Here is a 10,431-nt window from a genome sequence, read left to right as displayed (position 1 = left end):
TCATTGGCGCTGCCGAGCTCTTCGAGAAGGTCGAGGGGGTTGATCGGCTGGTGGGAATCCTGAACGAGCTCTACCATGTCGACACAGCCTCTTCGGTTGGCAGTGGCAGGGCTCCAGCGCCTCAATCGCCCCGACATATGGATTAATGCGACGCCGCCGCTACCACATGTAGCGTGCCTCATTCGATTCCGCTGTGCAACAAGGGAATTTCCGCGACGCAGCGCCGCGGCCAAGAAAGCTGTGGACGAGATGGAGCGGTTGGACTCGGCGCCTTGCGGCGCCTCTTCAGTCCGACTCTTTCGGTTCGGACTCTTTCTGTGTTGCAGCTTTCTTGGCGGTTGCTTTCTGGGCCGGCTTCCCGGCCGCCGCCTTGCCGCCTTCCAGGGCTGCCAGACGCGCTTCCAGGGCCGCCAGACGCGCTTCCAGGGCCGCCAGCTTCTGGCTCAACGCCTCCTGCTCCTCGCGCGCGGCGATGGCAACGGCCTTCATGGCGTCGAACTCCTCGCGAGGGACCAGGTCCATCTGGGCGAGCAGCCGTTCGAGTTGTTCGCGCAGCCGCGCTTCGACCTCGCTGCGCATACCCACGGCCACGCCCATCGCACTGCTGGCGAGCCGGGCAAAATCGTCGAGGATCTTGTTCTCACTCTGCATGACGGCGCCCCCCTTTCGCTGCGCAGCCGGTTACTGAGCGCTCACTATGGCCCGGCACCCCGGCGGCTTCAACCGGGCCGCCAGCTCCGCGGCCTTGCGCCGCAGTTTCGAAGCGGCTTCACTTCCGCGCAGGCGAATCGCCGGCAGAACCTGCAGTCCGGGGTTTGCAGTCCGGGGTTTGCAGTCCGGGGTTTGCAGTCCGGGGTTTGAAGGGGCGATCCATTTTTTGGGGAACGGAGCGACATGATCGATCATCGGGAACTGCGGTGCGGCGCGCTGGCCGGGGTCCTTCTGCTCGCCACGGCCTGCGCTGCCGCTGCGGCCGAGCGCGAGCGCCTGCAGATCGTCGGCTCCAAGGTCGTGTTCCCCCTGGCCGTCGCAGCGGCGGAGGCCTTTCATCTGAAGACGGGGCGGCCGACCCCGGTGGTGGAGGCCAACGGAACGGGCGAAGGCTTCGCCCTTTTCTGCGCCGGCAAGGGCGCCGAGCATCCCGACATCGCAACCGCCGAGCGGCGGATGACGGCAAGCGAACAGCAGCGTTGCCGCAGCAGGGGAATCAGCGTCGCCGAGATCAAGATCGGCCACCGTGCCGTGGTGGTCGCGAAGGCGCGGCGCGGCCCCGCCCTGGCCCTGGCGCACGCGCAGCTCTTCCAGGCCCTGGCGGCCCAGCTGCGGATCGATGGCCGCCCGGCTGACAATCCCTACCGGCTGTGGAGCGACATCGACTTCTCCCTGCCGGTCACGCCGATTGCGGCCTTCGGCCCGCCGCCGACCAGCGCCCAGCGTGGCAGCTTCGATCGCTTGATCATGGCCAAGAACGCGGGCGCCGGGCAGAGCACACAAGACAGCTCTGTCGAGATCAGAGGCGACGGCGTCTTCACCGAAGTGCCTGCCGACGATCCGCAAAGCCTGTCACGGCTGGAGGCCAATCCGGCGGCCCTGGGCATCTTCGGCTTTACCTTCGCGCTGCAGAACAGCGCGCGGCTGCAGGCCGTCGCCATCGACGGCGTCATCCCCAGCGCCGAGACCATCGCCGACGGCCGCTATGGCCCGGCCGAACCGCTCTATATCTATGTGAAGCGCGAACAGATCGGGGCGGTGCCCGGCCTGGCCGAGTATGCCGCCGAGATTTCGAGCGAGGCTGCCTCCGGCGACGGCGGCTACCTGGTGCGCCTCGGCCTCGTGCCGCTGCCGCCGGGCGAGCGCGACGCCCAGCGCCAGTCCGCCGCCCGCCTGCCGGCTGCCAGGATGTAGACGCCCTGCCGGGGTTTGGGGCAAGCCGGCCGAAACCGGACTTGCCCCGCCTTTGCCCGGCCACCTATAAGGGGCGGCGCCCAAGACGGGCCTTCGCGCGACCAGAGGACCTGCCTGCCCATGCTTCTCGTCACCGGCGGTGCCGGCTTCATCGGCTCCAACCTCGTGGCCGCCCTGGCGGAACGGGATCAGCCGGTGGTGGTCTGCGACCGCCTGGGCCAAGGCGACAAGTGGCGCAACCTAGCCCACCACGCGATCGAGGACGTGATCCCGCCGGAAGAACTGCCGGACTTCCTGCGCTGGGCCGAGGGCCGGCTGAGCGCGGTCTTCCACATGGGCGCCATCTCCGCGACGACCGAGACCGACGGCGATGCCCTGATGGCCAACAACTTCCGGCTCTCCAAGGTCTTCTGGGATCACTGCGCGCGCGAGGAGATTCCGTTGATCTACGCCTCTTCCGCCGCGACCTACGGCGACGGCGCGGAGGGCTTCGACGACAGCGTCGAAAGCGCCCATCTGGCCCGCCTCCGGCCACTGAACGGCTACGGCTGGAGCAAGCATCTCTTCGACCGCTGGGTGCAGCGCCGCCTCGCCGCCGAGGCCCCGGCCCCGCCGCAGTGGGCGGGCCTGAAGTTCTTCAACGTCTACGGCCCCAACGAGTATCACAAGGGGGGCCAGGCCAGCGTCGCCTGGCACCTCTTCGGACAGCTCAGCCGCGGCGAGCCGGCCCGCCTGTTCCAGTCGCACCACCCGGACTATCCGGACGGCGGCCAGCTGCGCGACTTCATCTGGGTCGGGGACTGCGTTGAGGTGATGCTCTGGCTGCTGGACACTCCCGCCGTGAGCGGCCTCTTCAACGTCGGGACCGGCAAGGCACGCAGCTTTGCCGATCTGGCGCGCGCCGTGTTTTCCGCCATGGACCGGCCGGAGAACATCCGCTACGTGCCCACGCCGGAAGAGATCCGCGAGAAGTATCAGTACTTCACCGAAGCGAAGATGGCGCGTCTGCGCGCCGCCGGCTATGACCGGCCCTTCACCGAACTGGAGGACGGGGTGGCGCGCTACGTGACGGACTATCTCCAGAAGCCCGATCCCTATCTCTGAGGCTCCATGGCAGAGACCCTGACCCCCATCTTCCTGGTTCTGCAGCATCCGAACTTCGATCCGGTCGCCGTCAGCATCTGGATCTTCGATGTGCGCTGGTATGCGCTGGCCTATATCGCCGGCCTTATCCTCGCCTGGCTCTACTGCCGCTGGATGACCAAACTGCCGCCCAACCGCCTGAAGCCGGTCGACTTCGACGACTTCCTGCTCTGGGCGACGCTGGGCGTGGTGCTGGGCGGGCGGCTCGGCTACGTGCTGTTCTACAAGCCCGGCTACTACCTGCAGAACCCGCTGGAGATCCTCATCATCTGGCAGGGCGGCATGAGCTTTCACGGCGGCATGCTGGGGGTTCTGGCGGCGATTCTGCTGTTCACGCGCAGCCGCGGCGTCAGCTACTTCACCCTCTCCGACATCGTCGGGGCCGCCACGCCCATCGGCCTGTTGCTCGGCCGCGTCGCCAACTTCATCAACGGAGAACTCTTCGGGCGGGCCGCCGACCCCGAGGCCGTGCCCTGGGCCATGATCTTCCCGCATCCAGAGGCCGGCCCCATCGCGCGCCACCCCAGCCAGCTTTATGAGGCCCTGCTCGAAGGCTTGCTGCTCTTCATTGTGCTCTACCTCATGGTGCGCCGCGGCGCCCTGCAGCGCACCGGGCTGATCTCCGGCGTTTTCATGATGGGCTACGCCGTGACCCGCAGCGTGGCGGAGATCTACCGCGAACCCGACGCCTTCCTGGGCTTTATCGTCCAGGGCATCACCATGGGCCAGGTGCTCTCGCTGCCTATGTTCCTGGTCGGCCTGCTGGTCACGGTCTGGGCGCTGCGGCAGCGCGCCTGATCCGGCCTGCGCCCCGAACCGCCCCCAAGAACGCCCCGCCCAGCCATGCCGCTCCTGGACGAACTGCTGACCCGGATCGAGCGCCAGGGGCCGCTCAGCCTCGCCGATTACATGGCGCTCTGCCTCACCCATCCGCAACACGGTTACTACATGGCGGGCGATCCCTTCGGCGCGCCGCGCGCGGCGGGCGGCGACTTCGTGACGGCGCCGGAGATCAGCCAGATGTTCGGCGAACTGATCGGCCTGTGGTGCGCCGATACCTGGCTGCGCCTGGGCAGCCCCGACCCCTGCCTGCTGGTGGAGCTGGGGCCGGGGCGCGGCACCCTGATGGCCGATGCGCTGCGGGCAGCGCGCGCCCTGCCCGGCTTTCCGGAGGCGCTGCAAATCCATCTGGTGGAGGTCAGCCCGTCCCTGCGCCAGCAGCAGTCAGCGGCCCTCGCCCCCAATTCGGCAGGCCAGAAGGTGACCTGGACAGACTCGCTGGCCGAACTGCCCGACGGCCCGCTGCTGCTGATCGCCAACGAGTTCTTCGATGCCCTGCCGGTGCGCCAGTTCGAGCAGACCGCCGATGGCTGGGCGGAGCGGGTCGTGGTGGCGGACGGCGACGGCGGCCTGGCCATGGCTCTGGCGGCGCCCTCCCCGCTCAACGCCGCACTGATCCCGCCGGGCCTGCGCGGCGCGCCGGCCGGCAGCCTGGCCGAGCTTTGCCCGCAAGGCCTCAGCCTTGCCGCCTATCTGGGCGCGCGGCTGGCACAGCAGGGCGGCGCGGCCCTGATCGTCGACTACGGCCCTGCCGCATCCACCGCCGGCGCCACGCTCCAGGCGCTGCGCCGCCACCGCCGCCATGACGTGCTGGCCGATCCCGGCAGCGCGGATCTGACCGCCCACGTCGACTTCCAGAGCCTCGCCGAGGCCGCCGAGGCCAAAGGGGCGCTGGCCTTCGGCCCGGTCGAACAGGGTGTCTTCCTGCAAGCGCTGGGGATCGACGCCCGCGCCGAGGCCCTGGCCGAAGCCGCACCGGCCAAGGCTGAGGAGATCACGGCGGCGCGGCGGCGGCTGACCGCGCCCGAACAGATGGGCAGCCTCTTCAAGGCGCTGGCGCTGACCGCGCCCGGTCTGGAAACGCCCGCCGGGTTTCCCGAGCGGCATCCGGACGGCGGTCCGGCATGAACGCAGCCCTATCGCCGGCCGCAAGACGGGGATAGAGTCGCCGGCATGCTTACGGTCGCAGCCCTCAATGACACCACCTCGGTCAGGCACGGATTCTTCTCGCGCAACGGCGGGGTGAGCGAAGGCCTCTTCGCCAGCCTCAACTGCGGCTATGGCTCGGGCGATGTGCCCGAACATGTGACGGAGAACCGCCGCCGTGCCATGGCCCGGATCGACCTGGAGGAGGCGCGGCTGGTGACCGCCTATCAGGTCCACTCCCCCGACGTGGTGGAGGTGAAGGAGCCCTGGCGGCGCGAGGACGCCCCCAAGGCCGACGCCATGGTGACCCGCGCACGCGGCGTCGCGCTGGGCATTCTGACCGCCGATTGCGTACCGGTGCTGCTGGCCGACCCCGAGGCCGAAGTGATCGGCGCCGCCCATGCCGGCTGGAAGGGCGCACTGACCGGCGTGCTGGAGGCGACGGTCTCTGCGATGACAGCCCTGGGCGCACGGCCTGCGGCAATCCAGGCGGGCATCGGCCCGGCAATCTCCCAGCGGTCCTACGAAGTGGGGCCGGAGTTTCCCGACCCCTTTCTGGAGCAGGACGACCGCAACGCCGACTTCTTCTGCCCCGGCAAGCGCGCCGGCCATTCCCATTTCGACCTCAAGGGCTACGTCGCCCGGCGCCTGGTCGGCGCTGGGCTGACGGCCATCCAGACCCTGCCTTGCGACACCTGCGCCGAAGACGGCCGCTTTTTCAGCTATCGCCGCGCCTGCCTGCGCCGGGAACCGGACTATGGGCGCGGCCTCTCCGCCATCTACCTGGAACCCTGATCCCCTAACCCCGATACCCTGAAAGCCGAGCACGATGCCCCTGCACTTCTCAGAGGAGGAGCTGGCCGAGCGCCGGGCCAGAACCTGCCGCCTGCTGGACGACCGCGGCCTGGACGGCCTGTTGATGTTCCGCCAGGAATCCATGTACTACCTGACCGGCTACGACACCTTCGGCTACTGCTTCGTCCAGTGCCTCTACCTGGGCGCCGACGGCCGGACCGTGCTGCTGACCCGCGCGCCGGACCTGCGCCAGGCGCAGCAGACCTCCACCATCGAGGACATCCGGGTCTGGGTCGACCATCCGGAGGCCGAACCCTTCCGGGACCTGCGGGCCATCCTTGAGGAGGCCGGCTGCAGCGGCAAACGCCTGGGTGTGGAGTACGAGGCCTACGGCCTGACCGCCGCCAACGGCAAGCGCCTGGACGCGGCACTGGACGGCTTCTGCCGGCTCAGCGATGCCTCGGACCTGGTGACCCGGCTGCGGGCCGTGAAGAGCCCGCAGGAGATCGCCTATGTCCGCGAGGCCGCCGGGCTGGCCGATGCGGCCTGGCGGGCGGCCCTGGACACCGCCGGCCCCGGCGCCTTCGAGGGCGCGATCCTGGCCGCCATGCACGGGGCCATCTTCTCCGGCGGCGGCGACGACCCGGGCAACGAGTTCATCATCGGCTCCGGCCCCCAGGCGCTGCTCTGCCGCTATCATACCGGCCGCCGCTACCTGGACGCCCAGGACCAGCTGACACTGGAGTGGGCCGGCACCTACCGCCACTACCACGCAGCCATGATGCGCACCCTGCCCATCGGCGACCCCCTGCCCCTGCACCGGGAGATGCATGCCGTCGCCCGCGATGCCCTGCTGGCGGTGGAGGAGCGCCTCAAACCCGGCAACACCTTCGGCGAGGCCTTCGATGCCCATGGATCGGTGATGGACGCCGCCGGCTATGCCGCCCACCGGCTGAACGCCTGTGGCTACTCCCTGGGCACGACCTTCGCGCCGACCTGGATGGACTGGCCCATGCTTTATCACGGCAACCCGGCGGTTTTGGCCCCCGGCATGGTGGTATTCTGCCACATGATCATCTTCAATTCCGAAGCCGGGGTTGCCATGACCCTGGGCCGCACGAATCTTGTGACCGAGGGCGGCGCGGAGCCGCTCTCCCGCGCCGGGCTGGACTTGGAAAGCCGCTGACCCGCGTTAAGAATCTGGGCCGAAGTATCTGGGAGATCCCATGCCCCATATGGCCTTCTTTGTCATGTTCCTGCTGCTGGGCCTGCTGGCGAGCTGTTTCTTGATGTAGCCGCGGCCCCGCACCGGGCCCTCGCAGCAGGTGTCGAGGCCCGGGATTTTGGGGCCCTGCGACCGCCACCGGGCGCCCCCGGAACTCTGTCACATTTTGTCCATCCAAGGACGTTTACAGGCCCCAAGCGCGTTGATATGGTCCCGCCGCCCGGGCCGGAGAGACCGATCGGGACAAGGGGGAAAGCCAGGGGAAATCTCCGGGGGAGCCTCTTTGCCGGCGCCTTCTCTTCCCTGCCCGCAGATCCGCGCAGTGCCAAGGCCCAGCTAGGGGTGTAGCGATGAAAATTCTGACCGGGAACAGCAATCGGCCCCTGGCCGAGGCGATTTCCGCTTTCCTGAATCTCGAGCTGACCAAGGCGAGCGTGCGCCGCTTCTCGGACATGGAGATCTTCGTCGAGATCCACGAGAACGTGCGCGGCCAGGATGTCTTCATCATCCAGTCCACCTCCTACCCGGCCAACGACAACCTGATGGAACTGCTGGTGGCGATGGACGCGCTGAAGCGCGCCTCCGCCCGGCGGATCACCGCGGTGCTGCCCTACTTCGGCTACGCCCGCCAGGACCGCAAGACCGGCAGCCGCACGCCGATCTCGGCCAAGCTGGTAGCCAACCTGGTCACCTCCGCCGGGGCCGACCGGGTGCTGACCCTGGAGCTCCACGCCGGCCAGATTCAGGGCTTTTTCGACATTCCGACCGACAACCTCTTCTCGACCCCGGTGTTCACCAAGGACATCCTGGAGCGCAACGGGAAGGGCAACCTGACCATCGTTTCCCCCGATGTGGGCGGCGTGGTGCGGGCCCGGGCCATCGCCAAACCGCTTGACGCCGACCTGGCAATCATCGATAAGCGCCGCGAGCGTGCCGGGGTCTCCGAGGTGATGAACATCATCGGCGACGTGAAGGGCCGGCGCTGCATCCTGTTGGACGATATCGTCGATTCGGCCGGGACCCTCTGCAACGCCGCCGTGGCGCTGAAGGCAGCCGGGGCCACTGCCGTTTCGGCCTATGTGACCCACGGGGTGCTTTCAGGCGGCGCGGTCGCGCGGGTCAGCTCCTCGCCGCTGGAGGAGCTGGTCATGACCGACAGCATTCAGGCGACCGAGGCGGTGCGGGTGGCCCAGAACATCCGCCAGATCTCCATCGCCCCGCTGATCGGCGAGGCCATGCAGCGGATCAGCGACGAGCGCTCGGTTTCGAGCCTCTTCGACGTGCCGGCGATGTAACGTCCGGCAGGAACGCAGACTTCAGTCATCCGACGCCGGCACCCCTGGAGGCCGGGTCGGACCAGCGGGCAGAGCCTTCATGTCTCTGCCCTTCATGCCTCCCGCGGGAGGCTTTGTGTGTAAGGAGAGACAGCAATGTCTGAGATTGTCGATCTTCCCGCCAGCGCGCGGGAACGGGCCGGGAAGGGGCCAGCCCGGGCAGCACGTCGCGCCGGCCAGGTGCCGGGCGTGATCTATGGTGCCAAAAAAGACCCCATCATGATTGCCGTGGAAAACCGGCAGCTGAACAAGCTGCTGCACAGCGGCGGCTTCTTTTCCACCCTGTTCAACATCAAGGTGGGCAGCGCGTCCGAGCGCGTGCTGCCGCGCGACGTGCAGTTCGACCCGGTGACCGACCAGCCGGTCCATGTCGACTTCCTGCGCGTTTCCGCCGCCACGACGGTGACCGTTCAGGTGCCCGTCACCTTCCTGAACGAAGACCAGTCCCCGGGCCTGGTCGGAGGCGGCGTGCTGAACGTGGTGCGCTACGAGGTCGAGCTGACCTGCCGCGCTGACGCCATTCCCCAGCAGATCGAGATCGATCTCGCGGGCCTCGAAATCGGCGACGGCGTGCACATCTCCATGGTCAGTCTGCCGGACGGCGTCGAGCCGACCATCACCGACCGCGACTTCACCATCGCCACCATCGCAGCGCCGACGGTGGTGAAGGACGAGGCTGCCGAGGCGGCTGCCGAAGCCGCGGCGGAAGGCGAAGCGGCCGGCGAGGCCGAAGCCCCGGCAGAAGCCACGGGCGAGAGCGAGGGCGGCGAGAGCTAAGCCTGCTCCCGGCGGCTCCGGTCTGGCCGGAGCCGCCGCCTTACGTGACGGGAGGCCCGCATGCTGCTGCTTGTCGGGCTCGGCAATCCGGGCCCCCGCTATGCGCAGAACCGGCACAACATCGGCTTCATGGCGGTGGACGAGATCGTCCGCCGCTACGGCTTTTCGCCCTGGCGCAACCGCTTCCAGGCGGAGACCGCCGAAGGCCGGATGGCCGGCGACAAGGTGCTGGCGATGAAGCCGCAGACCTACATGAACGAGTCCGGCCGCGCGGTCGGCGAAGCCCTGCGCTTCTTCAAGCTGGAGCCGGAAGACGTCATCGTCCTCTACGACGAGATCGACCTGGCGCCCGGCAAGCTGCGGGTCAAATGCGGTGGCGGCAGCGGTGGCCACAACGGCATCCGCAGCCTGGAGTCCCACATCGGCAAGGAGTTCTGGCGCGTGCGTCTGGGCGTCGGTCATCCCGGCGACAAGGAGCGGGTGCATGGCCACGTCCTCAGCGACTTCGCCAAGGCGGACCAGCCCTGGCTGGAAAAACTGCTGGACGCGGTGGCGGCGGAGCTTCCGACCCTCGCCGGCGGCGATGCACCCCACTTCATGACCAAGGTGGCAGAGGCCGTCAACCCGCGGCCTCTCAAGAAAGATCGCCCGGCCAATAAAGAGAGCCCGAAACCGCCGCGCCCTGACTCCGACAAGGTCCAAGGCAAAAATACGGCCAAGGGCGGCGAAACCCCTTCCACAGAAACCGGCTGACCCATGGGATTCAATTGCGGTATCGTCGGCCTGCCCAACGTCGGCAAGTCGACCCTCTTCAACGCGCTGACCGAGACCGCCGCCGCCGAGGCCGCGAACTATCCCTTCTGCACCATCGAGCCCAACGTCGGGCGCGTGCCGGTGCCGGACCCCCGCCTCGACCGCCTGGCGGAGATCGGCAAGTCGGCCAAGGTCATTCCCACCTACCTGGAATTCGTCGACATCGCCGGCCTGGTGCGCGGCGCCTCCAAGGGCGAGGGCCTGGGCAACCAGTTCCTGGCCAAGATCCGCGAGGTCGACGCCATCGTCCAGGTCCTGCGCTGCTTCGAGGGCGAGGTCACCCACGTCGACGGCTCGGTCGACCCGATCCGCGACGCCGAGACGGTCGAGACCGAGCTGATGCTGGCCGCCCTGGAAAGCGTCGAGCGCCAGATCGAGGCCGCGACCAAGAAGGCCCGCGGCGGCGACAAGGAGGCCAATACGCGCCTGGCCGTGCTCGAGCCGGTGGCCGAA

General features: G+C 68.4%; 11 protein-coding genes. 10 read left to right on the top strand and 1 reads right to left on the bottom strand.

The window, feature by feature from the left end:
- Positions 1 to 285: 285 nt before the first annotated feature.
- A complete protein-coding gene (locus tag Q0982_RS16030; protein ID WP_299397183.1) occupies positions 286 to 651 on the bottom strand; it encodes an accessory factor UbiK family protein in 366 nt (121 codons plus the stop codon).
- 243 nt (positions 652 to 894) lie between these two features.
- On the opposite strand from Q0982_RS16030, the gene Q0982_RS16025 reads away from it, so the two are divergent.
- The 10 genes from Q0982_RS16025 to Q0982_RS15980 form a co-directional block, all read left to right on the top strand.
- Positions 895 to 1,905: a substrate-binding domain-containing protein gene (locus tag Q0982_RS16025; RefSeq protein ID WP_299397181.1), complete on the top strand. Its 1,011-nt coding sequence runs from the start codon at positions 895 to 897 to the stop codon at positions 1,903 to 1,905.
- Between the two features lie 120 nt (positions 1,906 to 2,025).
- Positions 2,026 to 3,009: an ADP-glyceromanno-heptose 6-epimerase gene (rfaD, locus tag Q0982_RS16020; protein ID WP_299397180.1), complete on the top strand. Its 984-nt coding sequence runs from the start codon at positions 2,026 to 2,028 to the stop codon at positions 3,007 to 3,009.
- 6 nt (positions 3,010 to 3,015) lie between these two features.
- Entirely contained in the window at positions 3,016 to 3,846 is an 831-nt protein-coding gene (gene lgt, locus Q0982_RS16015) for a prolipoprotein diacylglyceryl transferase (protein WP_299397178.1), read from the top strand.
- A gap of 45 nt (positions 3,847 to 3,891) precedes the next feature.
- Positions 3,892 to 5,016 carry a class I SAM-dependent methyltransferase gene (locus Q0982_RS16010; protein ID WP_299397176.1) on the top strand — a complete coding sequence of 375 codons (1,125 nt, stop codon included), beginning with the start codon at positions 3,892 to 3,894 and terminating at the stop codon, positions 5,014 to 5,016.
- A 45-nt stretch (positions 5,017 to 5,061) separates the two neighbouring features.
- Positions 5,062 to 5,829, top strand: coding sequence for a peptidoglycan editing factor PgeF (pgeF, locus tag Q0982_RS16005; protein ID WP_299397175.1), 768 nt, complete (start codon positions 5,062 to 5,064; stop codon positions 5,827 to 5,829).
- A 34-nt stretch (positions 5,830 to 5,863) separates the two neighbouring features.
- A complete protein-coding gene (locus tag Q0982_RS16000) occupies positions 5,864 to 7,015 on the top strand; it encodes a Xaa-Pro peptidase family protein (protein WP_299397173.1) in 1,152 nt (383 codons plus the stop codon).
- 389 nt (positions 7,016 to 7,404) lie between these two features.
- Positions 7,405 to 8,349 carry a ribose-phosphate pyrophosphokinase gene (locus tag Q0982_RS15995; protein ID WP_299397171.1) on the top strand — a complete coding sequence of 315 codons (945 nt, stop codon included), beginning with the start codon at positions 7,405 to 7,407 and terminating at the stop codon, positions 8,347 to 8,349.
- A gap of 135 nt (positions 8,350 to 8,484) precedes the next feature.
- The gene (locus Q0982_RS15990) at positions 8,485 to 9,165 is read left to right on the top strand and encodes a 50S ribosomal protein L25/general stress protein Ctc (protein WP_299397170.1); all 681 of its coding nucleotides are present in this window, start codon (positions 8,485 to 8,487) and stop codon (positions 9,163 to 9,165) included.
- Between the two features lie 60 nt (positions 9,166 to 9,225).
- Positions 9,226 to 9,918 (top strand): aminoacyl-tRNA hydrolase, encoded by a 693-nt coding sequence (pth, locus tag Q0982_RS15985; RefSeq protein WP_299397168.1) that lies wholly within the window; start codon positions 9,226 to 9,228, stop codon positions 9,916 to 9,918.
- A gap of 3 nt (positions 9,919 to 9,921) precedes the next feature.
- The coding region (locus Q0982_RS15980) for a GTPase (RefSeq protein WP_299397167.1) at positions 9,922 to 10,431 on the top strand (510 nt) is incomplete at its 3' end.

The organism is Pelagibius sp. (genome assembly GCF_028281305.1).
Taxonomy (GTDB): Bacteria; Pseudomonadota; Alphaproteobacteria; order Kiloniellales; family Kiloniellaceae; genus Pelagibius.
The sequence above is the reverse complement of the archived record's forward strand: the minus strand, read 5'-3'. Positions and strand labels throughout refer to the sequence as shown.

Bases quoted from the DNA above. Each gene is read 5' to 3' on its own strand.
- Q0982_RS16030 (WP_299397183.1), bottom strand. From the start codon at position 651: ATGCAGAGTGAGAACAAGATCCTCGACGATTTTGCCCGGCTCGCCAGC.
- Q0982_RS16025 (WP_299397181.1), top strand. From the start codon at position 895: ATGATCGATCATCGGGAACTGCGGTGCGGCGCGCTGGCCGGGGTCCTT.
- rfaD (WP_299397180.1), top strand. From the start codon at position 2,026: ATGCTTCTCGTCACCGGCGGTGCCGGCTTCATCGGCTCCAACCTCGTG.
- lgt (WP_299397178.1), top strand. From the start codon at position 3,016: ATGGCAGAGACCCTGACCCCCATCTTCCTGGTTCTGCAGCATCCGAAC.
- Q0982_RS16010 (WP_299397176.1), top strand. From the start codon at position 3,892: ATGCCGCTCCTGGACGAACTGCTGACCCGGATCGAGCGCCAGGGGCCG.
- pgeF (WP_299397175.1), top strand. From the start codon at position 5,062: ATGCTTACGGTCGCAGCCCTCAATGACACCACCTCGGTCAGGCACGGA.
- Q0982_RS16000 (WP_299397173.1), top strand. From the start codon at position 5,864: ATGCCCCTGCACTTCTCAGAGGAGGAGCTGGCCGAGCGCCGGGCCAGA.
- Q0982_RS15995 (WP_299397171.1), top strand. From the start codon at position 7,405: ATGAAAATTCTGACCGGGAACAGCAATCGGCCCCTGGCCGAGGCGATT.
- Q0982_RS15990 (WP_299397170.1), top strand. From the start codon at position 8,485: ATGTCTGAGATTGTCGATCTTCCCGCCAGCGCGCGGGAACGGGCCGGG.
- pth (WP_299397168.1), top strand. From the start codon at position 9,226: ATGCTGCTGCTTGTCGGGCTCGGCAATCCGGGCCCCCGCTATGCGCAG.